Here is a 22,481-nt window from a genome sequence, read left to right on the forward strand (position 1 = left end):
ACCGGTGCATGACCAGCCGGAAACGCATGTCTGTCTCTTCCACTCTGTCCTCCGGGCTGCGGCGCATCCGCATTCCTGGTCAGGCGCCCCGCAAAGGCGGAGTGGAAGCCACAGCCGCCTATGAGGCCTCCCGCACCCGGCTGATCTCCCCGCTCATGCGGCGCATCATGCTGGTCAATGTGCTGCCGCTGGTGCTGCTGGCTATCACCATGCTGTTCCTCAACCAGTTTCGGAACAGTCTGCTAGCAACGGAAGTCACCGGCCTGCGGGAACAGGCCCGCATTTATGCCGGCGCGCTGGGGCAGATTGCCGTGCGCAGCAATCATACCCACGGTGCCGGACCGGATGGTTTCACCCTTGAATCCGCTCTGGCCCGCCCCCTGCTGCTCCGGCTGACCGAACCCAGCCCGAACGCCCACGCCCGCCTGTTTGGCCCGGATGGCCAGTTACTGGCTGATAATCTTGCCGACCAGCTAACAGCCCCCCAGCGCGCCACCCCCCCTGCCCGTTCCGATGAACATCAGCCGCCGCCTTTTCATCGCCTGCACCCACCGCCGGGTTTGTATGAACGGCTTCTGACCTGGCTCTGGAGCAGCCACAGTTCCAGCATTGTTACGCTGGACACCAATGAGGCGGACATTCCGGCAGACCCGGCCCGCCCCACGGATGCCAACGGCACATTCTCCCGCCCTCCGCCGGAAGCACCACCCTATATCCGACGCACGGCGAATAATCGGCTGATTATCACGGTCGCTGAACCGGTGATTCATGAAGGCCGGACGGTTGGCATCATTCAGCTCACCCGCGCTGCCTCTCAGGTGGACCGGGCGCTGTTTGCCATCCGCTCTTCCATTCTCTCGTTGTTCCTGATGGTGCTGGTCATTACCGTTCTGCTCTCATGGTATCTGTCGCTCACCATCGCCCGCCCGCTGCTGCGGCTGGCGGCGTCGGCACAGATCATGCGCGAGTCTTCAGGCCGCACCGGCACCGTGCCGGCCCGCCTGCTGGCACGACGGGATGAGATTGGGGATCTGGCCCGTGCGCTTCAGGCCAGCGCGCAGGCGTTGTGGAAGCGGATGGACGCCATTGAGCGTTTTGCAGCGGATGTCAGCCACGAGATCAAAAACCCGCTCTCCTCCATCCGCTCGGCCATTGAGACCCTGCTGCGGATTGAAGACCTCAACCAGAAACGTCGTCTGCTGACCATTATCAATGATGACGTGCTGCGTCTGGACCGCCTGATTACCGATATTTCCGACGCCAGCCGACTGGATGCCGAAATGTCCCGCGCGCAGACGGAGGCCATCTCAGTTGTGCCGCTCCTGTCTGTTCTGGCAGAAATCCATCAGGCCACTCGCAAGGAGGGTGAGCCGATTATTCTGACGCACAGTGAAGGCGATTCACCAGAGCATCCGCTCAGGGTCCTGGCGGTGGAAGATCGTCTGGTGCAGGTGCTACGCAATCTGATTGGGAACGCTATTTCCTTCTCTCCACCCAATGGCCGCATTCTGCTGGAGGCCGTGCCGGTGGGAAATATGGTGGCGCTGTCCGTCTCGGATGAAGGGCCGGGTATCCCTCAGGCCAAGCTCGATTCCATTTTTGACCGTTTTTATTCTGAACGTCCGAAGGAAGAGCATTTTGGCCAGCATTCCGGTCTGGGCCTGTCTATCAGCCGCCAGATTGTGGATGCCCTGCATGGCACAATTTCTGTGGAAAACCGGCATGATGCACAAGGCCACATTGCCGGTGCACGCTTTACAGTCCGCCTGCCCCGCGTGATGGCCTGAACTCAGACCAGACCCGGTTCAACGCCCAGTTCAAACTCGATCTTGACGTGGGGATTGGCAAATTTCTTCACCCACATCAGCGTCACAGATGGGGAAATGGCGGAAAAAACATGCCGCAAGGTGGGGAAACAGGACGGAAAATCCCGCGTATCTGAGACCAGATAGGTCACCCGCGTCACATCCTGCATGGAATAGCCATAATCGGCCAGTAAAGTCGCTCCAGCATCCAGAGCAGTGCGACATTGCCCCGCAATGCTCTCGCCTTCCGGATGCGGCGCACAAAGACCGGAGATTTTGAGCCCCCCGGAAATGCGCTCTACTCTGGCGTGCGACCCAGAGAGGTGATGTGCACTGTTTTGAACGGTGTTCCCCATGGCCTCACAGCATACTGCGGCGCCCCGACGGACGGCAAATTTCTCTTTCGTAACAAACAAATAACTTAAAATCTGGTATAGTCCAGCCGTTTTGCTCTGCAACACCTGCCAGCATCCATGCGCTGTTGTGTGTTGCGCAGTCAGGACTGACCGGAGCATAATACGGCCTCGGAAGTCAGGGAAAGGCTTTATTCACGCCGCTGACGGGTCCGAAGGCGTCACGACACTGAAGGGGAAACAGCTGTAATGCGCACGGTGGATGATACCCTTGTCCCACGCCGCATCCTGCTGGTCTCTGGCCTGTCTGGTGCCGGAAAGTCCTCCATTCTCCGCATTCTGGAAGACCTTGATCACGAGGTGATCGACAACCCTCCGCTTGGTATGCTGGACGATATTGTCGCCCGCGCCGAACGCCCCGTTGCTATTGGTGTGGATTCCCGCACCCGTGGGTTTGATGCCTCCGCCGTTCTGGAAGCGCTTGCCCGCCTGCGTATGAACCCCAATCTGCGGGTGGAACTGATTTACGCCACGGCGGAAGAAAGCGTTCTGCTCCGCCGTTACACCGCCACCCGCCGCCGCCATCCGCTAGCCCTGCATGGCAGCATTAAAGAAGGCATCGAGGAAGAAACCGCCCTGACCGCCCCGCTGCGTGCGGCGGCTGATCTGGTGATTGATACCTCCGACATGCCCCCGCCTGAACTGCGCCAGTTTGTGGAAAGCCGCTTCAGCCCGTGGGAAGGCGCTGCGGGTGAAGGGCTGACGGTGGCCCTGATGTCCTTCGCCTACCCGGCCGGCCTGCCGCGTGAGGCGGATATTGTGCTTGATGCGCGCTTTTTAAGAAATCCGCATTACGACCCGGCTCTGGCCCCCAAAACCGGGCTGGATGCGGATGTGGCTGCCTACGTGGCCGAAGACAGCGATTATCTGCCGTTCCTCAACCAGATTCACGGCCTGCTTCAGCTCGTCCTGCCGCGTTTTGTGCAGGAAGGCAAAAAATATGCTACCATTGCTATTGGCTGTTCAGGCGGTCGCCATCGGTCAGTGACACTGGTGGAAGCTCTGGCCAAACGGCTTTCCGCGCCAGATGGCATGGGAAATTACCAGGGGTCCGGCCAGTGGCCCATCATGATCATGCACCGGGAACTTGCCCGGCTTGGTCTGGGTTCATGGCGGTGGGCACGCAAACCCGCTGACGCCTCCAACACGGAACCGGCCTCTCCGGTTTCCTGATCCGCCCCGGCGCACCGTGCGCCAGCCTTTGGGGCCGCGTCCCGCAGCATCGGGCACGCACAGCTAAACTCATCCGACCGTCATGCGTTTTATCCGTGAGGGAAAGCGCAATCTGATGCTGTCCCTTGTCTTATTTGAGGATAATTTTTCTCTTTTCATGTCTATTTCAGAAACGGCCCTGACGCATGATCCGCTTGCCAGAACGGTTCAGAACCAGTTGACCCCTGCGGTCACCTTTTTCCGAAGCTGGTTGAGCTGGCTGCCTGCGTCCCTCGTCTCCCTGCTGGTGCTCTTTCTTGTCGGGCTTGTAGCGGCCATGCTGAGCAGGCTGGTGACAGACCGTATTCTGATGCGCATTCCCGGTGCGCGGCGGGGCGCGTTTGTCCGCTCCCTCACCAAATCTCTCCGGCGGCCTGTGCGGCTTACTGTCGTTATCATGGCCATGGGGCTGGCTCTTCCGGCGTGCGGTCTGCATGGCGACCTGCTGGACAGTGTGACTCACCTGCTGCTCATGACTTTTGTGGCGGTGATGGGATACGGCACCATCGTAACGGTCCGGCTGGTCTCCGATGCCTATCTGTCCCGCTTTGCGGAAGCGGATCAGGATGATGATATTCTGGCCCGTAAACACGCCACACAGGTCCGGCTGCTGCGGCGAGCGGCAGAAATTCTGATCGGCATGCTGACCGTCAGCGCCGAACTGATTACCTTTGAGCCTGTGCGGGAATATGGGCTGAGCCTGTTTGCCTCGGCGGGGGCAGCCTCTCTGATTGTCGGTCTGGCGGCCCGCCCCATTCTGGCCAACCTGTTTGCGGGTGTGCAGATTGCCATGACACAGCCCATCCGGATGGGGGATCTCATCGCCTTTCAGGGCGACTGGACCTGGGTGGAGGAAATTACGTCCACCTATGTTGTTCTGCGGTCCTGGGACTGGCGTCGGCGCATTGTGCCCATCGCCTTCTTTCTGGATACACCGTTTGAAAACTGGACCTACAATTCTGCGGAACTGATTGGTGCGGTCTATCTCTATGTGGATTACCGCACCCCCATGGACCGCCTGCGCACCAAACTTGAAGAGATTGTCCGCGCCTGCCCCCAATGGACTGGCAAAGACTTCAGCGCACAGGTCGCGGATTGTAACGACCAGACCATGATGATCCGCGTCACAGCCAGCGCCCGCACAGCCATCCGCAGCTGGGATCTGCGCTGTGAAATTCGGGAAAAAATCATTCAGTGGATGTGTGAGGAATGCCCGGAAGCCCTGCCCCGCAATCGGTTTGCGCTGGCTCCGGTCGGTCTGGGGGAACAGCAGCCGCCCATTCCGTTCTCCCCCACGTCCCCGCCGGGCGCCATGCCCTATGGCCCGTTTAACGCGCCCCCGGCATGGGCCTCCGCAACCGCGCCAGCGGGGAGAGCCATGCCGGACATGACCCCTCCGCCGCCGTCTGCTTTCAGGCCTTTATAACCCCCGCAGAGAACGGGCTTAGTGTTAGCCCTGTGAAATCTGGTCGAACACGCCGCCTTCACTAAAATGCTTTTTCTGGACGGCAGCCCAGCCACCCAGACTGGCGATATCGAATGTTTCAACCTTGGGGAAACGCACCGTATTTTCCGCAGCAACGGCGGCATCAACCGGGCGGAAATAATGCTTCGCACCAATCCGCTGCCCTTCGGGTGAGAACAGAAAGTTCACGTAAGCCTGTGCCTGAGCCTGCGTGCCATGTTTGGCAACATTGCTGTCCACCACAGCCACCGGCGGTTCTGCCAGAATGGTGAGTTTGGGCACCACGAGGTCAAACTGATCCGGCCCGATATCCTTTGTGGCCAGCAGGGCTTCATCCTCCCATGCCAGCAGCACATCGCCCAGACCGCGTTGCACAAAGCTGTTTGTCGCCCCGCGCGCGCCAGTATCCAGCACGGGCACGTGGCTGAACAAGGCTTTCAGATACGCCCGCGCCGTCTCTTCCGACCCGCCCGGCTGCTTCAGCGCCCAGCCCCATGCGGCCAGATAATTCCACCGTGCGCCACCAGAGGTTTTCGGGTTGGGAGTCACGACTTTCACGTCATCCCGCACCAGATCGCTCCAGTCCTGAATTTTCCTGGGATTTCCCTTGCGCACCAGAAACACAATCGTGCTGGTATAGGGTGTGGCGTTATGCGGCAGGCGTGTCTGCCAGTCGGCCGCCAGCAAGCCATGCTGCGCCAGAATATCAATATCGTAAGCCAGCCCTAACGTGACGACATCCGCCGGAGCGCCTTCCAGCACAGACCGCGCCTGGGCACCGGACCCGCCATTGGAGGTGCGGACAAACACAGACTCACCCGGATGGGCCTTGGCCCAGAAGGCTGCAAACGCACGGTTGATCTCGGTATACAGCTCTCGTGTCGGGTCGTAGGAGACATTCAGCAGTTGCGCACTTGCTGCGGAGGAAGAGGAAGCCCACAGCCCTCCCCCGGCAACAAGCCCGCCCACCAGAGACGTCGCACCCAGAAAAGAGCGCCGGGATAGAAGGGGGGATTTATGGGTCATGTCAGTCTCTCCGCACTACCAGAGGCCCCGCCTGACCGAAACAGGCACACACGGCACGGCCCCTTCAGATTCCTAATTCACGATATCATGCGCGCTAATTTTCCAGACAGCAATATACATTTTATTTCGTTTTTTAAATTTGCCTTTTTCACTTTATAGCCCAGCAAACTCCTGCCACGAAAAATTGAAGAATTTCTTTTTTTCAAAAGAGACACACGCATCAGCCTCTCTCAATTCGGCTAAAAATTTAATACGATATTTTATCGTTTTCTATATTGCGATTTCGATCGTGTTATGTTTAATTCACAAAATACGAATTAGTTTAGTGTTTATGACCCCCTCATAATCCCGGCTTTCCGCTCTTCTTTGGAAAATCTCATGGTTCGCCTCAGCTCTCACGCTTCGTTCGCCGGGAAACCGGGCTTGCCTCGCGCCCTCCTGCTAGCCTCTGCTGTAGCGTCTTCCGCTCTTTCGCTGTCCTGTGCCATGGCGCAGCCGGCAACAGATTCTGCTTCTCCTGCCACATCACACGCAACCCCGCAGAAAAGCGTGAGCAAGCCTGCCTCTGTCTATCTGCCGCATGACCGTGAGCGGATTGTGGTCACGCCCTCTGCCAGCCAGCTGCCTCCGCCCATGCCGCCTGTGGTGCTGTATCCCCATGCCAACCCCGTCGGCCAGCCGGTCCGTACAACAGGGGTGCAGGGGCGTGTCTCCGGGCATCAATATGACTGGGGCGTGTTCAACCGTGGCAATGGTGAAGCTGCGGGTTTTGGCCCGGTGGGCCAATATGGTGTCGCCCCCTGGGCGGAGGACTGGAGCCGCCTGCGGGACAAATCCAAACGGAAAGATCCGTTTGATCTGATCAAATATATTGCCCTGAATGAAAGTGGCTCAATATGGCTCAGCTTTTCAGGTGAAACACGCCTGAGAAACTGGTTTGAAAGCCGCCCAAACCTCGGCACGCAGCACAACAATGATTCCGGGCGTTTTGCCGTGCGTAACCTGTATGGTGCGGATCTGCATCTGGGGTCTCACGTCCGGCTGTTCGGTCAGCTTGTCAATGCTGATGCCGCAGGCTGGAACGGGTACGGCTACGGCACAACCTATCGCAAACGGCTTGATGCCCAGCAGGCTTTTATTGAAACCAAATGGTCCATGCTGGGGGCCAAAAGTGGCTTTATGTTCGGGCGGCAGCAGTTTCTGGATGCGCCCTCCTACATGCTGTACAACCGGGAAACGCCCAACGTACCGCTCTCATGGAACGGCTTTCGGGCTTACATGGTCTGGCCCCGCATCCGCATTGATGGCTGGGATTTTGTGCAGACCAATGACAGCCAGAACAAGATGTTCCACGATACGGAAAACTATAATACCCGCCTGTATGGTTTCAACATGACCTGGGCCCCGCCCGATGGCCGCTTTATGGGCGACAGATACAATTCCTTTCTGGATGTATTTTATGTTGGCTACAAACTCTCCGGCTCGTCCGGGGCTATTGCCACCGCCACTGGCAGCCAGAACGGGTCCAATACCCGCAACAATTTTGGTGTGCGCTGGCATGGGATTGCCGGCCCGTTTGAATTTTCTCTTGGCGGCATCTGGCAGGGCGGCGTCTTCAAACACGCCAAAACCAATCAGTCCCGAAATGTGAGTGCCTATGCGCTGAATACACTGGTGGGCTACCGTATTCCGAATGATCGCTTTCATACGTTCGCAGGATTACAAACGGATGTGTATTCCGGCGGCAATGCCCGCAAAACGTCCGGGGCGATTGGCACCTACATCTCGCCCTTTAACCCGCAGACCAACTATCTGGACACCACGACGTATATGACAGGTTCAAACCTGATCAGCGTGGCCCCTCTGATCCGGGCAACATTCCTGAAATCTCTGAGTTTTCAGGTTAAATATCCGCTGTTCTGGCGCTACAGCCCGAATGACCCTGTTTACAAATCTTCCGGGTCTTACAGCTTCCCTTATCAGTTCAAGGGTAAGTTTGTGGGGATGGCCCCACAGGCGTCTCTTGCCTGGCAGATCAACACCCATCTGTCCTGGACGCAGTATGTCTCGCGCTTCATGACGTCCAACGCACTGAACCGCGCAGGCGGCTCAAGCGGCACCTATTACCAGTCCAACTTCGTTTTTCGCTTTTAAGCCAAAGCCTCAGGCGTGACCGGCGCGTCCGGTCAGCCGAATGGGGTCGATATTGATTGAGGCCAAAGCCTGCCGCCATTTGGCAGCATGGTCATGCCCAAATACAATCTCCCGGCTGGCCGGGGCCAGCAGCCAGGCATCATGCTGGAAAATTTCCTCTTCCAGTTGCCCGGCCTCCCAGCTTGCATGCCCCATGGCCAGCAAGGCATCCCGCGGGCCACCGCCCTCGGCAATCTCCCTCAGCACATCCAGACTGGCCGTGAGCGTGGCTGCGCCCGTGACCGGCATACTGCCCTCCCCTTTCCAGTCGGAAGAATGCAGGACAAAGCCACGCGTCTCCTCCAGCGGGCCACCGGCACACAGGCCAAGCCGGCGCAATGGGGGGGCCGGGGGAATTTCCAACTGTTCAAGCAGGTCTTCAAAACCCGGTTTGGGCAGGCGACGATTAATGACAAGCCCCATTGCGCCCTCACCCGAGGCATGCGCGCAAAGATATATGACACTTCTGTCAAAAGGAGTTACGCTGAGGGCTGGCGTTGCCACCAGAAGCAGGCCGGTTAACGTCCCGCCGGGGCGGACTGAGCGTTCAAGAAGGGAAACATGCGGAAAAGCCATACGGTGCATATGTGGTGCCCGTGTTTTTTTAGCAACCTTTTCAGCGTGGGTCTGCCTGATTTCAGGCCCTGACATTTGGCCTTTGTGGCCCGTCTTATCACCCCCTGCCCTCACACCTGCTGTGGGCAGGAAAGAGAATGAAGAAGCCTATTTATGAATAAACTCGCCAAATTCCTGCGCGCTCTGGACAGCTACCACGTCACCGATGGAGACAAATTCGATCTCAGCAAATTCAACCCGGACGATGATGGTAATCTCGGACTGACCAAGGAAGACGGCGCCAAGCTGCTAAAGGACGTAAAGGCGCAACTGCAGGACTTACAGGACCTGCTCTATGCCAACCAGACCAGTTCCATGCTGATCATCCTGCAGGGTATGGATGCTGCCGGGAAAGACGGCACCATCAAGCATGTCATGTCCGGCGTGAACCCGCAGGGCGTCAGTGTCACCTCTTTTAAGCAGCCGGGTCCGGCAGAACTCCAGCATGGGTTTTTGTGGCGCATTCACGCCGCAGCACCGCAGGTTGGCCGCATCGCAATTTTCAACCGCAGCCAGTATGAAGATGTGCTGGTCACCCGGGTGCACCCGGAAATTCTGGACCACGAGCATCTCCCCGGCCCCATCAACACGCCGGAATTCTGGAAAGGCCGTTACAGCGACATCCGGCATCTGGAACACTATCTGAACCGGCAGGGGACGGTTGTTCTGAAATTCTTCCTGCACATTTCCAGAGAAGAACAGCGCAAACGCCTTCTGGAACGGCTGGAAGTGCCGGAAAAACGCTGGAAATTCTCCCCCTCCGACATGCATGAGCGGGAATACTGGGACGACTATACCAAAGCCTATCAGGACGCCATTGCCGAGACCGCGCGCCCGCATGCACCGTGGATTGTGGTGCCCTCCAACCATAAATGGTATGCCCGGCTTGTGGTGATTGGGGCAATTATCCGCGCCCTGAAGGGGTTGAATCAGACAGCCCCGAAGCCTGATCCGGAAGTCTCCAAATCTCTGGATGACTATCGCGCCCGCCTGATGGCTGAGAAAAAATAAAAGGTCCTGTTGTTTATGATGGCATATTCCCGCCTGCTTCCTGCCGCGGCGCTCCTCCTTGCAGGCCTGACAAGCCTGACCTCTCCGGCAGAGGCCCGCAGCCGACATGCCGAAAGGGCTGAGGTCGCCCAGACGGTCTCCCCCACCTGCGACAATCAGGATTTTCTGTCCAAACAGCTCGCTTTTGAAAATGGTGGGGCCAAAGCAGACGTTCCTGTGCATATCTGCGGCAAGGTGCTGGCCCTGAGCCCCAAAGCGCAGCACACTCGTAGTGGCTGGCATGGCTATTTCTACCTTGCCGTCACGCCTACGGTCTCTATTCGCATTGTCTCCGGACTGGATGAAATGCAGGCCCCGGCCTGGCCGTGGGTGAATAAAGGGGATCAGGTGGAAGTCGTTGGCCGCTACTATTACGATTCCATCCGCCGTCAGGGCGTGGACTGGACGCATCACGGCACCGGCCGATCCTGGCATGTCCCGGGCTACGTGACTGTTAACGGCACGCGGTACGAATAAAGACGGAACATCGGTTAATCTGCGTAAAAAAACGGCCCGCCTGAACACTCAGACGGGCCGTTTCCTTTTGTCCTACTCAGACGCCAGATTAGTCGGCGGCTTCTTCTTCGCGTTCATTGCCGCGCTCATCTTCTTTTGCACTGCCAGACGTTTTGGTCGGCAGGATATCGAACACGAGCGCGTCGTTCTTCAGGCCAATCTTCACAGCACCACCTTTGGTCAGCTTGCCAAACAGCAGTTCTTCAGCCAGCGGCTTCTTGATGAACTCCTGAATGACACGCCCCAGCGGACGCGCACCGTAAAGCCGGTCATACCCACGCTCTGCGAGCCACTCCTTGGCTGCGGAAGAAAGTTCGATAGTCACGTTACGGTCTGCAAGCTGAGCTTCCAGCTGAAGCACAAACTTCTCAACCACGCAGCCCACCGTTTCCGGCGTGAGGTTGGCAAACGGGATAATGGCATCCAGACGGTTGCGGAATTCCGGGGTGAACAGACGTTTGATCGCCTCCTCATCTTCCCCTTCCCGCGCATCCCGACCAAAGCCGATTGCTTCCTTGCTGAGGTCAGAGGCCCCGGCATTGGTCGTCATAATCAGGATGACATTCCGGAAGTCGACCGTCTTGCCGTTATGATCCGTCAGCCGCCCGTGATCCATCACCTGCAACAGCACGTTATAGAGGTCCGGGTGCGCTTTCTCGATTTCATCAAGCAGCAGGACCGCGTGCGGATGCTGGTCAATGGCGTCGGTCAGCAGGCCACCCTGATCAAACCCGACATAACCCGGAGGCGCACCCAGCAGACGCGAGATGGAGTGCCGCTCCATATATTCGGACATGTCAAAGCGGATCAGCTCAATCCCCAGCGTGGTGGACAACTGACGCGCCACCTCGGTTTTCCCCACACCCGTGGGGCCGGAGAAGAGATAATTACCAATCGGCTTTTCAGGGTCACGCAGCCCTGCACGGGAAAGCTTGATCGCCGCAGAGAGCGTATCAATGGCCTGATCCTGCCCGAACACCATCCCCTTAAGGTCGCGCTCCAGAGAGCGCAGCACTTCCTTGTCATCCGCCGAGATGCTCTTGGGCGGAATACGCGCAATGCGGGCAATGATGTCTTCCACGTCCTTCAGGTTGACGGTCTTCCGCCGCCGCCCTTCCGGCTGAAGCATGCGAGACGCACCGACCTCATCAATCACGTCAATTGCCTTATCCGGCAGCTTGCGGTCATGAATATATTTGGCCGACAGTTCCACAGCCCCACGAATGGCATCATCCGTGTAACGCACCTTATGGTGTTTTTCGTAGCTGCTCTTCAGGCCGCGCAGAATTTTGACGGCATCATCCACACTCGGTTCCGGCACATCAATCTTCTGGAACCGGCGCACCAGGGCGCGGTCCTTTTCAAAGTGCTGGCGGAACTCTTTATAGGTCGTGGAGCCAATGCAGCGCAGCGTACCCGCAGCCAGTGCGGGTTTGAGCAGGTTGGACGCATCCATCGCCCCGCCAGACGTCGCGCCGGCCCCAATGACGGTGTGAATTTCGTCAATAAACAGGATGCCGTGCGGGTCCTGATCAAGCTCCGTCACAACGGCTTTCAGGCGTTCTTCAAAATCCCCACGGTAGCGGGTGCCAGCCAGCAGCGCCCCCATATCCAGTGAATAGATGGTCGCCTTCAGCAGCACTTCCGGCACGTTGCCTTCCACAATGCGGCGGGCGAGTCCTTCCGCAATGGCGGTTTTACCCACACCCGGATCACCCACATAAAGCGGGTTGTTCTTGGTGCGGCGGCACAGGATCTGGATCGTGCGTTCAACTTCCTCATCGCGCCCAATCAGCGGATCAACCTTACCGGCTTCCGCCTTGGCGTTGAGGTTGACGCAATAGGTGGACAGCGCATCCTGATTTTTCTGGGTACGCGCTTCTCCACGCTCAGACTCCTCACCCTTTTCAGGGCCGGAGTTGCTGCCAGTGCCGGTTACAGGGCGACGCGTTGAACGGTCCGGTGCCTTGGCAATGCCATGAGAGAGGAAATTGACGGCATCCAGCCGCGTCATGTCCTGCAACTGCAGGAAATAGACAGCATGACTTTCACGCTCGGCAAACAGAGCGACGAGCACATTGGCCCCGGTCACTTCATCCCGCCCGGTGGACTGCACGTGAATAGCCGCACGCTGGATCACGCGCTGGAACGCAGCTGTGGGTTTGGGTTCGGTCGGGCGGTCTGAGGCCAGCCCGGCCAGATCTTTATCAAGAAAACCTGTCAGATCGGTGCGCAGGCGTTCAAGATCAACACCACACGCCCGGAACACCGTTACGGCGTCCGCATCATCAACCAGGGCAAGCAGCAGGTGCTCCAGCGTGGCATATTCATGATGCCGCTCGCCGGCCAGAATAAGTGCCCGATGTAGCGTCTGCTCAAGATTGCGTGACAACATGACGAGACGCTCCTTTCCCCAGATACCCGGAATAGCATGACTTAACCGCCACCCTGTCCGGAACCTTCACATCATATTTGGCTGCTTTGCGAGGAATTGCGAGTCACAACTGCACAAAAAATGGAGCGAGTGGTTTTTCTGTTGCTCCGCACTCAGTCCTTTTCAAGCGTGCATTGCAGCGGATGCTGGTTCTGGCGGGCCAGATCCATCACCTGCGTGACCTTGGTTTCGGCCACCTCATAGGTAAAGACGCCGCACACACCCACGCCGCGTTTGTGCACGCTGAGCATGATGGTTGTGGCTTCATCCCGAGTCTTCTGAAAGAACCGCTCAAGCACATGCACGACAAATTCCATCGGCGTGTAATCATCATTGAGCATCAGAACCTTATACATGGCGGGTTTGCGCGTTTTGGGACGCGCCCGCACCACCACGCCAACGTCGTTCTGATCATCACCCGAATCGGCCCCTCCGGCATCACGGCGTGACGGCCCGTTGCCCGCATGCAGGACTGAAAAATGACGCGATACCATCGGGCTAGAACTCCGGGTCCGGTTTCTGACAGAAAAAATCATGAGGCATCATATTGGTATTCACCTGAGGGATGGAAGAGGCTTAGGGCCTGAGAAACGTTCCAAAATCAAGACAATACTGGGGAAAATGCCTTATTTGTGCCACATGCGCGGCTGACATTTTGCTCAGAACATCACCGCGCCAGAGACCGGGATCCCCAGATTTCTTATAGACGCGGTCTTACTATCTGAATTACCACACTTAAATATCCTGAAGAAAACCCAGGTAGGATCGCGCAGTGCCAGATATTCACGCAGCAGGAGACGGAACAGGCCGCCGCAAACAGGCTGGAACCCCACGTAAACGCCGCTCCAGCCTGCGCAAATGGGCTGGTCTGATGGCAGGTGTTGCGCTGGGCAGCTTTGTGACGCAGCGCGCCGCTCACGCACAGTATGCCGGGCAGATCAGTTCCATTGTCATGGACGCCAGAACGGGCGCTGTCCTTTCTCAGGAAGACCCGGACCTGCGCCGCTATCCTGCCAGCCTGACAAAACTGATGACGCTGTATATGGCGTTCTCAGCCCTGCGCGCCGGCACGATCACGCTGGATCAGACAGTCCCTGTCTCCATTCATGCCTCTACCATGGAACCCTCAAAGCTCGGTCTGGTTCCCGGCTCTCACCTGACGGTCGAGCAGGCCATGCTGGCTCTGGTGACCAAATCCGCCAATGATGCCGCCTGCGCTCTGGGTGAATTTCTGGGTGGCGGCAGTGAGCCGCAGTTTGCCGCGATGATGACGCAGCAGGCCCGCGCACTGGGGATGAGCAACACCACCTTCCGCAACGCCTCCGGCCTGCCGGACCCAGACCAGCTGACCACTGCGCGTGATCTGGCTGTTCTGGCCCGCCATATCGTGACGGACTTCCCGGAAGATTATCATTACTTCTCTGTCGCGGCCTTCCGCTTCCACGGGCGGATGATCCCCAACCACAACCCGATGCTGAAAGCCTATGTCGGCGCAGACGGCATGAAGACCGGATACACGCAGGAAGCAGGTCGTAACCTCGTGACCTCCGCCCTCCGCAATGATGTGCGACTGGTGGGCGTGGTAATGGGTGCCTCTTCCAACACGCAGCGCACACTGGCCATGGCGGATCAGCTTGACCGTGGGTTTGACGCCGAGGGTGTGGCTCCTGTTGCCCGTCCGCTGGTTCTGGCCCGCAACACTGTTCCCTCCCACCGCACACGCGGTGGCCGTGTGATCATGCTGGCCGCAGCCTCCTCACGCCATGCACCTATGGAAGTGGCGGAAGCCCCGGCAGCCCGCCACACCACCGTGCGTCATGGCCGCCGTTATGTGCTGGCCACGCCGGTTGCCAACGGGCACCATATCCGCCTGATCGGGGCGAAGGTACGCCCTGCCACCGCCACAACACATCGGGCGCATGCTGGCCATACCTCACGTAATCATACCTGATTTTTTCTTTAATAACCCGCTTCCTTCCCGGAAGCGGGTTGCCTTTACCGCGCCCTGACTCCATTTTGCACCTCTCTTTAAAACGAGAGTTGTATAAATAAGGGAGTCTCAGTATGGCGGGCAGAAACGGTATTGTTCTGCATAACGAACAGGATTTTGTGGGCCTGCGCGCCGCGGGCCGCCTTGCGGCCGCCACGCTGGACATGATCACCCCTTACGTCAAACCGGGCGTCACCACCGGGGAACTTGACCGCATTATTCATGAATACACGCTGGATCACGGCGCTATTCCTGCCCCGCTAAACTATCGCGGCTTCCCCAAATCCTGCTGCATTTCCATCAATCATGTAGTCTGCCACGGCATTCCGGGTGACAAAGCCCTGCAGGAAGGCGACATCGTCAATATTGACGTCACCTCCATTGTCGATGGGTGGTACGGTGATAACAGCCGGATGTACACCGTCGGCAAGGTACCGCTGAAGGCCTCCAAGCTGATCAAAACCACCTATGACTGCCTGATGCGCGGCATTGAAGTGGTGCGCCCCGGTGCAACGCTGGGCGATATCGGCCACGCCATTCAGACGCTGGCTGAAAAAAACCGGTATTCCATTGTGGAAGATTTCTGCGGACACGGCATTGGCCGCACCTTCCATGCAGAACCCACGGTGCTGCATTACGGCAGACCGGGCGAAGGCATGAAGCTGAAAGCCGGCATGGTCTTTACCATTGAGCCGATGCTCAATATCGGCAAAGCTGATGTGAAAATTCTGGATGATGGCTGGACGGCTGTCACGCGGGACCGGTCTTTGTCTGCTCAGTTTGAGCACATGCTGGGCGTGACGGAGACCGGCTACGAGATCTTCACCCTCTCTCCCGCTGGCTACACCTGCCCGCCCTACCCGACTGAAAGCTGAGCCTCATGCCTGTTCTGCCTGACCGCCCCCTGTCTGCCCTGCGTTCTGCCGCACTGGTTCTGCTGGCCTGCGGTGCAGGCAGTCTGCCTACTGTATCTTTCGCAGCGGCCCCACAGGTCACCGATGCACCAGACCCGCTGGCCTACGGCACCAGTCAGCCGGAAGGCCTGCCGCCACTCGCCCCCACACCGGGGCAGCATGGCATGGCGGTCTCCGCCCAGAAGCTCGCCTCTCAGGTTGGGGCGCGTATTCTTGCGCAGGGTGGGAACGCGGCGGATGCCGCAGTCGCCATGGGCTACGCTCTGGCTGTTGTCTATCCGGCAGCGGGCAATATCGGCGGCGGTGGCTTCATGCTGCTGCGGGAACCGGGCAAACAGGCAGTGTTTATCGACTTCCGGGAAAAAGCCCCCACAGCCGCCCGCGCCGATATGTATCTGGACGCCAAAGGCAATGTGATCCCGGATCTGTCCGTTACCGGCTGGAAAGCCGTTGCCGTGCCCGGCACCGTGGCCGGGCTGGATAGCGTTCACCAAAGGTGGGGACACCTCTCCCGCAAAGCCGTCATGGCACCAGCCATTGCTCTGGCGCGGGATGGTTTTGTTCTGGAAGAAGGCGATGTTGCCCTTCTGAACACCTCAACCGACGCCTTCCGGGCGGATCCGTTTGCCCGCTCCATTTTCCTGCGCCCCGATGGCTCGCCCCTGCAGGTTGGGGACCGTCTGGTGCAGAAAGACCTTGCCCGCTCTTTAGAGCAGGTGGAACAGCATGGGCCGGATGCCTTCTACAAAGGCCCGATCATGCAGGCCATTGTGGCGGAATCCAAAAAGAATGGCGGCCTGCTTCAGGCCTCGGATTTTGCCCATTATGCGCCGCGTGAACTGACCCCACTGCGCTGCCAGTATCGTGGTTTTCAGGTGGAAACCGCACCGCCTCCCAGCGGTGGCGGCATCGCGCTGTGCGAAATTCTGGATATTCTCTCCGGCTATGACATGCACGCACTGGGCCTGCATACCGCCCCCGCGCTGCACTATGAAATTGAAGCCATGCGCCACGCCTATTCCGACCGGCGTGACCTTGGCGACCCGGCCTTTGTGAAAAACCCGGAACAACACCTGCTGGACCCGGCCTACGCGGCGGAGGTGCGCTCCCATATCCCGACAGACGTTGCTGTCCCCTCCAGCACGCTGCAAGCGGGTGACAGCACGCCAGAGAAGCACGAAACCACCCAGTTCTCCGTGATTGATAAGAACGGATTTGCCATTTCCACCACTTACACGCTGAACGGCTGGTTTGGCGCGAAGGTGATGGGCGGCAACACCGGCATCTTCATGAATGATGAAATGGATGACTTCTCCGCCAAACCCGGTTCCGCCAACATGTTTGGCATTGTTGGCAGCGCAGCCAACGCCATTGCACCGGGCAAGACGCCTCTTTCTTCCATGTCCCCCACCATTCTCTCTCGGAATGGCAAGCCGGTAATGGTCATTGGCAGCCCCGGCGGCTCCCGCATTCCTACCATTGTCCTCTCTGTTGTGATGGGCGTGGTAGATTACGGGCTGGATATCCAGCAGGCCATTGATCTGCCACGCCTGCACCAGCAGTGGCTGCCGGAAGCGGTGGAAGTGGAAAGTGGAGCGGTCTCCCCAGACGTTGAAAAAACACTGGAACATGAAGGCTACCAGTTCTCACCCCATGCGCCGTGGGGCATGCCGGAAGGCATTCTGGTCGGCGGTCCGCGTCTGGGGGAAAAGGGGACTGCCCGCTATTACGGCGGGTATGACCGCCGTCACCCCGGCGGCGGCGCAGTCGGCGAATAACCATCGGGGGGGAACGGCGTCCTTTCATAGCGCGTTTGTCTGAAAAATCAGCTACGCAGAGCCTATGCCCCGGACAGCCTCTTCCCTCCCGTCATCTTCCCCGTCCTCCACGTCTGACGTCGTTCAGCGGTACTCGCCTCTTCTGGCCCTCATCATGGCCATGGCGACGTTCATGCAGAATCTGGACGGGGCCATTATCAATACCTCCCTGCCGCAGATGGCGCGCTCCTTCGGGGTTAAGACGCTGGATCTGTCGCTTGGGGTAACGGCCTATATGCTGGCCTCAGCCGCCGTAGCCCCTCTGGCCGCATGGCTGGCGACCAAAATTGGTGAAAAGCGCATCATGTGGATGGCCATGCTGCTGTTCACGCTCTCTTCCTTACTGTGCGGGGTGGCGCATGGGCTGACAGAATTTGTTTGCGCCCGCATCGGGCAAGGCCTCGCCGGGGCCGTGATGATGCCCATCGGCACCGCCATTATGCTGCGCTACACGCCCAAGCAGGATCTGATGCGGGCGCAGTCCGTCACCGTCTGGCCGGCCCTGACAGCCCCCATCATCGGCCCGGTTCTGGGCGGTTATATTACCCAGACCGTCGGCTGGCGCTGGAACTTCTGGCTGAACCTGCCTGTGGGCCTGCTGGCGGTAATTGCCGTGCTGCGCGTTGTGCCCTCCGCCCCGCGGGAAGAAGCTCCTCCGCTGGACATTCGCGGGCTTGTGCTGTGCGCCAGCAGCCTGACCTGCCTGCTTGCTGGCCTGCAACGCTCTGCCGAGACCGGCTCTGCCCGCCTAATGGCTCTGGCCCTCATTCTGGTGGGCGGCGTGACGGGCGTTCTGGCCATCCGGCATTTGCGCCAGCATCCCACGCCCATCCTTTCGCTGGATGTGCTGAAGCATGACAGCCTGCGCTATGCCTCATTTTATCCGGGGCTGATCTTCCGTGGCGTGTTTTCCTCGGCGCCGTTCCTGCTGCCGCTGTTCTTCCAGCTTGGTTTTGGCTTTTCGCCTGCGCGGGCAGGCACCTGGCTTCTGGCCTATTTCTGCGCCAATCTGGGCATCAAGCCGTTTACCTCCGCCATTCTTCGCTGGGGCGGCTTTCGGAATATCCTGTTCTTTAACGGGTTTCTGGTCTCGCTCTCGCTGGCCCTGTTCGTGTTTCTCACACCCCAGACGCCGGATATCCTGCTGATGCTGGCGCTGGCCTTTGCGGGCATGACGCGCTCCATGCAGCTCACCAGCCTCTCCACTGTCGCCTTTGCCGATATTTCCACGGCTGAGCGCAGCAAAGCCACCAGCATGATGTCCATACTGGGCCAGACCGGCTCAACCGCCGGCGTGGCCTTCACCGCTTTCTGCCTGACCCTGCTGGAGTCTTTCTACGGGCACCCGACGGTGGGCCTGCCGGAAATTCACATCGCGTTTCTGATTACTGCCGTCATCGTCCTGATCGGCACGCTTGGCTTTGCCCGTATGCCCAAAGAGCTGGGGCATGAGGTGACCGGGGGCCGTCGGTCCCGCTAATCCCCGGCTCGAAGCCCTAAAGCCGTTGCAGCGTATGCGGTCGGCCTTCCGGGTCCCGCACCTGCAACGCGCCATCCACGTAATCCGGCCCAAGCGGCACCTTGCCGTAGCCACCGGGAATATCCAGCACATACGTAGGCCAGGCGAGGCCCGTAACGCGCCCTCGGAGTCCTGCCAGCAGCCGCTGGCCTTCCGCCACCGGCACATGGAAGCGCGCCGTGCCGGGAGCCGGGTCGAGCTGATGCAGGTAATAAGGCCGCATCCGCACTTCCACCATGCTGCGGAACAGATCTTCCAGAGCCTGTTCGCTATCATTCACGCCACGCAGCAGCACGGACTGGCCCAGCAACGGCACACCCCGGCGCACAAGGCGCTTCAGGCAGCCCCGCGCGGCCTCTGACATTTCCCGCGCATGGTTGATGTGGACCGCCATCCACAGCGCTTTATCGGTTTCCAGCACGTCCAGCAGCGCATCCGTCACCCGCTCGGGTGCAGCAACCGGCACCCGTGTATGCAGGCGAATGGTGGTGACATGCGGCATGGCAGAAAGGGCTGTAATAATCTGCCCCAGCCGACGCGGAGACAGCATTAACGGGTCGCCGCCCGTCAGAATGACTTCCCGAATAGCGGGATGGGACCGCAGCCAGTCCAGCGCCTTTTCCAGCGCGGCATCATCCAGCACGCCGCCATCCGGCCCGACATGCTCGCGCCGGAAACAGAAGCGGCAATAAAGTGGACACACCAGCAAAGGCTTGAGCAGGGCGCGGTCCGCGTAGCGATGCACAATGCCCGGCACGGGAGACAGCGCCTCATCCCCAATCGGGTCCGAGCGTTCCTCCGACGTGATCAGCAGTTCCTCTGGCGAGGGGATCACCTGCACGCCAATCGGGTCATCCGGCTGTTCAATCAGGTCCAGAAACGCGGGAGGAATGGCGGTGGCATAGTCCTGCGCCACGGCAGCCAGCGCATCCTTTTGCTCAGGCGGGACCAGACCCGCGGCAATCAGATCCTCTGGGGTACGCAAAAGCCTGCGGGCGGACGGAGGGGGCTTGACCGGATGAGACATGTCACGGCTCTACTCTCACCATGTCCTCTCCTGCAATCCCACAGACCCATTCCGCACACGCTGACCCGGACCATATTCGGGACCGCCTGCCCTTTCTGCGCCGTCGCGGATTGATGACGCGTGGCATCCGCGCCTTTCTGGAAGCACGCGGCCATATAGAAGTGGAAACGCCCTATGCCGTGCCCGCACCGGGGGAAGAGGTGCATCTGCACCCTTTCCACACCGTGCGGGAAACACCACAGGGGGAGCAGGACAATCTGTTCCTGCACACAAGCCCTGAATTTGCGATGAAGCGGATTGTCGCCGCCACGGGCCTGCCTGTGTTTCAGTTTGCGCGAGTCTGGCGCAATGGCGAACAAAGTGCCCTGCACGCCCCGGAATTTACCATGCTGGAATGGTATCACCCCGGTATCGGACTGGACGGGCTGATGGATGAAACCGAAGCGCTGATTCGGGCGGTACTGCCACCCCGGCTGGAGCATACCGGCCCCGGTCTGGACCAGACGCTGGACATCCAGTTCCCTTTTGAGCGGCTGACCATGGAAGAAGCCTTCCGCCGTCACGCCGGGGTAGATCTGCTGCCCACAGAAGGCGACGCCGCAGCACTGGCACAAGCCGCAGGCTGCACCCTCCGCGCCGTGGAAAACTGGGAAGATCTGTTTTTCCGGCTGCTGCTGGAACGGGTGGAACCCGCCATAGGCCGCACGCGACCAACCTTTTTGACCCACTGGCCCGCCAGTCAGGCTGCCCTTGCCCGGCGTGACCCCACAGACCCGCGCGTCGCTCTGCGGTTTGAGCTGTATGCCGCTGGAGTAGAACTGGCCAATGCGTTTGAGGAGCTGACAGATGCCAAAGAACAGCGCCGCCGCTTTCAGGCTGACCGTACAGCCCGCAAAGCGCTCTACCCAACCCGGCCCGACTGGCCGATGGATGAAAGCCTGCTGGATGCCCTGCCCCATATGCCCCCCTGCTCCGGGATTGCGCTGGGGTTTGACAGGCTCGTCATGTTAAGCTGTGGGGCGCGGCGCATACAGGATGTCTTGTGGCTGAGCCGTTAGTCTGCAAGATTTAGCGTCTGTGTTTGTTACCCCGCCCCCGGTACTCTGCGCGCATGGTGCCGGGGTGGCATGTTTCACCCTGTCTGGATCCTCGTCATGACGCATAGAAAACTTCTTCTTCTGGTGAGCATGCTCTCTCTGGCTGCCTGCCAGGTTCCCACTGCCAAAGAACGCCGCCAACTGGATTCCATGATTGGCAAACAGGCTGTTGACGTGGTGCGGACCTACGGGGTTCCCACCCGCGAGTTTGTTTCCGGCAACCATACGTTCCTCTCCTACATCAACCAGCAGACTGACTATTCCATGATGCCCATGAGCGGCTGGGGTGGCACAGGCACAGCCTATACCTACACCTGCCAGACCAATTTTGAGCTGGTAAACGGAGTTGTCTCCGCCTGGACAATGCGGGGAGACGGATGCTGACCATGCCCGGCGCAGTCTGCCACACGACTCCACTTGGACTTTTCAGGGCATGATTTTTTGGGAGACGCCCATGTGGCATCGCTGCGCACAGGCACGCACACCGTTAAAACCGACTCTTCTGGCTCCAGCCTTTCTTGCTCTGACGGCTCTGGCCGGGTGCCAGAGTCAGGCGCGGCAGGACCCTTACGTTACGCCGACCTCCACCTGTTCCTACATGCTCCCCACCGTCTCCGGTGCGCGGACCTATGCCCCGGGCAAGACAGCGGCTGAAAATCAGAAGGGTATTCCGGACAGCGCCCTTGCGTATGCGGACCCGGAAAGCCCGGCCTTTTGTGACCGCCCGCTTTCCGACACGCTCCCCACCGCCATTGAGATGGCCGATTATGTGCATGGCCTGAACACCACCGGGCTGTTCCGCACCCTGCAGCAAAGCGGGCCCTATACCGTGTTCGGCATCCCGAACACGGTGCTGGAGACTTATCAGACTCCGGCTGGCAGCAAGCTGACCGCACCGGAAAACGCCACCCTTCTGCGCGATATTCTGGCCTATTCCATTGTGAAGGGGGAATGGTCGGTCGATCAGCTGCGCGTTGCCGCTCAGGCCTCTCCCACCCACTCTGTTGGCCTGCCAACGCTGAGTGGCCGCATTCTGTCTGCATGGGTTGATCAGCCAACCGGCCAGATTATTCTGGGCAATGGCGCAGGCATGACGTCCCGCCTGTGGGTTACGGGCATCCCGCAGTCCAACGGCAGGCTGTATTTCACGCAGTCCCTGCTCCTGCCCCCTGCGAACGATCCGCCTGTGACCATCGCCAAACGCGCCACACAGGCAGTACGGGCAGACACCCCCAAAGGCATCCCGGCCCCCGTTGCGGTCACCCCGGCTGTGCCTCAGCCCATCCCCGGCCATCGGGCCACGGGAGGAGCAAATACACTGGCTACCCCGCCGCTCCTCCAGAACAGCACAACACGCTAAGCACAAAAAAAGCCTGCCAGTTTTTCAA

The 22,481-nt window shown here is 59.3% G+C and carries 19 protein-coding genes; 13 read left to right on the plus strand and 6 right to left on the minus strand.

All coding sequences use genetic code 11. The features are described from left to right. Positions 1-8 precede the first annotated feature (8 nt). Positions 9-1,787 carry an ATP-binding protein gene (locus KP703_RS07015; protein WP_373687449.1) on the plus strand — a complete coding sequence of 593 codons (1,779 nt, stop codon included), beginning with the start codon at positions 9-11 and terminating at the stop codon, positions 1,785-1,787. 2 nt (positions 1,788-1,789) lie between these two features. On the opposite strand, the gene KP703_RS07020 is transcribed toward KP703_RS07015, so the two are convergent. Next, positions 1,790-2,161: a Rid family hydrolase gene (locus KP703_RS07020; RefSeq protein ID WP_215754274.1), complete on the minus strand. Its 372-nt coding sequence runs from the start codon at positions 2,159-2,161 to the stop codon at positions 1,790-1,792. Positions 2,162-2,407: 246 nt separating this feature from the next. Between KP703_RS07020 and rapZ the strand changes: the two genes are divergently transcribed. Beyond that, positions 2,408-3,391: an RNase adapter RapZ gene (gene rapZ, locus KP703_RS07025; protein ID WP_062273492.1), complete on the plus strand. Its 984-nt coding sequence runs from the start codon at positions 2,408-2,410 to the stop codon at positions 3,389-3,391. A 157-nt stretch (positions 3,392-3,548) separates the two neighbouring features. After that, a complete protein-coding gene (locus KP703_RS07030) occupies positions 3,549-4,856 on the plus strand; it encodes a mechanosensitive ion channel domain-containing protein (RefSeq protein WP_215754275.1) in 1,308 nt (435 codons plus the stop codon). Between the two features lie 24 nt (positions 4,857-4,880). Here the strand turns inward: KP703_RS07030 and KP703_RS07035 are convergent, their stop codons facing one another. Continuing rightward, positions 4,881-5,921, minus strand: a complete 1,041-nt coding sequence (locus tag KP703_RS07035) for a sulfate ABC transporter substrate-binding protein (RefSeq protein WP_062142410.1) — start codon at positions 5,919-5,921, stop codon at positions 4,881-4,883. 633 nt (positions 5,922-6,554) lie between these two features. Between KP703_RS07035 and KP703_RS07040 the strand changes: the two genes are divergently transcribed. Next, positions 6,555-8,075 carry an alginate export family protein gene (locus KP703_RS07040; protein ID WP_215754308.1) on the plus strand — a complete coding sequence of 507 codons (1,521 nt, stop codon included), beginning with the start codon at positions 6,555-6,557 and terminating at the stop codon, positions 8,073-8,075. A 9-nt stretch (positions 8,076-8,084) separates the two neighbouring features. On the opposite strand, the gene KP703_RS07045 is transcribed toward KP703_RS07040, so the two are convergent. After that, on the minus strand, positions 8,085-8,690 hold the full coding sequence (locus KP703_RS07045) for a YqgE/AlgH family protein (protein WP_062248535.1): 606 nt from the start codon (positions 8,688-8,690) through the stop codon (positions 8,085-8,087). A gap of 153 nt (positions 8,691-8,843) precedes the next feature. Between KP703_RS07045 and KP703_RS07050 the strand changes: the two genes are divergently transcribed. Both KP703_RS07050 and KP703_RS07055 read left to right on the plus strand, forming a co-directional pair. Next, on the plus strand, positions 8,844-9,740 hold the full coding sequence (locus KP703_RS07050) for a polyphosphate kinase 2 family protein (protein WP_215754276.1): 897 nt from the start codon (positions 8,844-8,846) through the stop codon (positions 9,738-9,740). Between the two features lie 18 nt (positions 9,741-9,758). Continuing rightward, positions 9,759-10,256, plus strand: coding sequence for a DUF3465 domain-containing protein (locus KP703_RS07055; RefSeq protein WP_082779734.1), 498 nt, complete (start codon positions 9,759-9,761; stop codon positions 10,254-10,256). Between the two features lie 88 nt (positions 10,257-10,344). On the opposite strand, the gene clpA is transcribed toward KP703_RS07055, so the two are convergent. Next, complete coding sequence (clpA, locus tag KP703_RS07060) at positions 10,345-12,690, minus strand: ATP-dependent Clp protease ATP-binding subunit ClpA (RefSeq protein WP_215754277.1); 2,346 nt, start codon at positions 12,688-12,690, stop codon at positions 10,345-10,347. Between the two features lie 152 nt (positions 12,691-12,842). Next, complete coding sequence (clpS, locus tag KP703_RS07065; protein WP_043551295.1) at positions 12,843-13,223, minus strand: ATP-dependent Clp protease adapter ClpS; 381 nt, start codon at positions 13,221-13,223, stop codon at positions 12,843-12,845. 377 nt (positions 13,224-13,600) lie between these two features. On the opposite strand from clpS, the gene KP703_RS07070 reads away from it, so the two are divergent. From KP703_RS07070 to KP703_RS07085, 4 genes are all read left to right on the plus strand, one after another. Further along, positions 13,601-14,680, plus strand: a complete 1,080-nt coding sequence (locus tag KP703_RS07070; protein ID WP_082779554.1) for a D-alanyl-D-alanine carboxypeptidase family protein — start codon at positions 13,601-13,603, stop codon at positions 14,678-14,680. A 113-nt stretch (positions 14,681-14,793) separates the two neighbouring features. Next, a complete protein-coding gene (map, locus tag KP703_RS07075) occupies positions 14,794-15,594 on the plus strand; it encodes a type I methionyl aminopeptidase (RefSeq protein WP_061502163.1) in 801 nt (266 codons plus the stop codon). Between the two features lie 5 nt (positions 15,595-15,599). Further along, positions 15,600-17,411 carry a gamma-glutamyltransferase gene (gene ggt / locus KP703_RS07080; protein WP_215754278.1) on the plus strand — a complete coding sequence of 604 codons (1,812 nt, stop codon included), beginning with the start codon at positions 15,600-15,602 and terminating at the stop codon, positions 17,409-17,411. Positions 17,412-17,475: 64 nt separating this feature from the next. Next, positions 17,476-18,930 (plus strand): MFS transporter, encoded by a 1,455-nt coding sequence (locus KP703_RS07085; RefSeq protein WP_215754279.1) that lies wholly within the window; start codon positions 17,476-17,478, stop codon positions 18,928-18,930. A 16-nt stretch (positions 18,931-18,946) separates the two neighbouring features. On the opposite strand, the gene KP703_RS07090 is transcribed toward KP703_RS07085, so the two are convergent. Then, positions 18,947-19,996 (minus strand): lysine-2,3-aminomutase-like protein, encoded by a 1,050-nt coding sequence (locus KP703_RS07090; RefSeq protein WP_215754280.1) that lies wholly within the window; start codon positions 19,994-19,996, stop codon positions 18,947-18,949. 20 nt (positions 19,997-20,016) lie between these two features. Between KP703_RS07090 and epmA the strand changes: the two genes are divergently transcribed. From epmA to KP703_RS07105, 3 genes are all read left to right on the plus strand, one after another. Then, the gene (epmA, locus tag KP703_RS07095) at positions 20,017-21,054 is read left to right on the plus strand and encodes an EF-P lysine aminoacylase EpmA (protein WP_215754281.1); all 1,038 of its coding nucleotides are present in this window, start codon (positions 20,017-20,019) and stop codon (positions 21,052-21,054) included. A 96-nt stretch (positions 21,055-21,150) separates the two neighbouring features. After that, positions 21,151-21,477, plus strand: coding sequence for a hypothetical protein (locus KP703_RS07100; protein ID WP_062273602.1), 327 nt, complete (start codon positions 21,151-21,153; stop codon positions 21,475-21,477). Between the two features lie 49 nt (positions 21,478-21,526). After that, positions 21,527-22,453 carry a fasciclin domain-containing protein gene (locus KP703_RS07105; RefSeq protein ID WP_215754282.1) on the plus strand — a complete coding sequence of 309 codons (927 nt, stop codon included), beginning with the start codon at positions 21,527-21,529 and terminating at the stop codon, positions 22,451-22,453. Positions 22,454-22,481: the final 28 nt, after the last annotated feature.

Source organism: Acetobacter sp. P5B1 (assembly GCF_018811985.1).
In the GTDB taxonomy this organism is placed as follows: domain Bacteria; phylum Pseudomonadota; class Alphaproteobacteria; order Acetobacterales; family Acetobacteraceae; genus Acetobacter; species Acetobacter cerevisiae.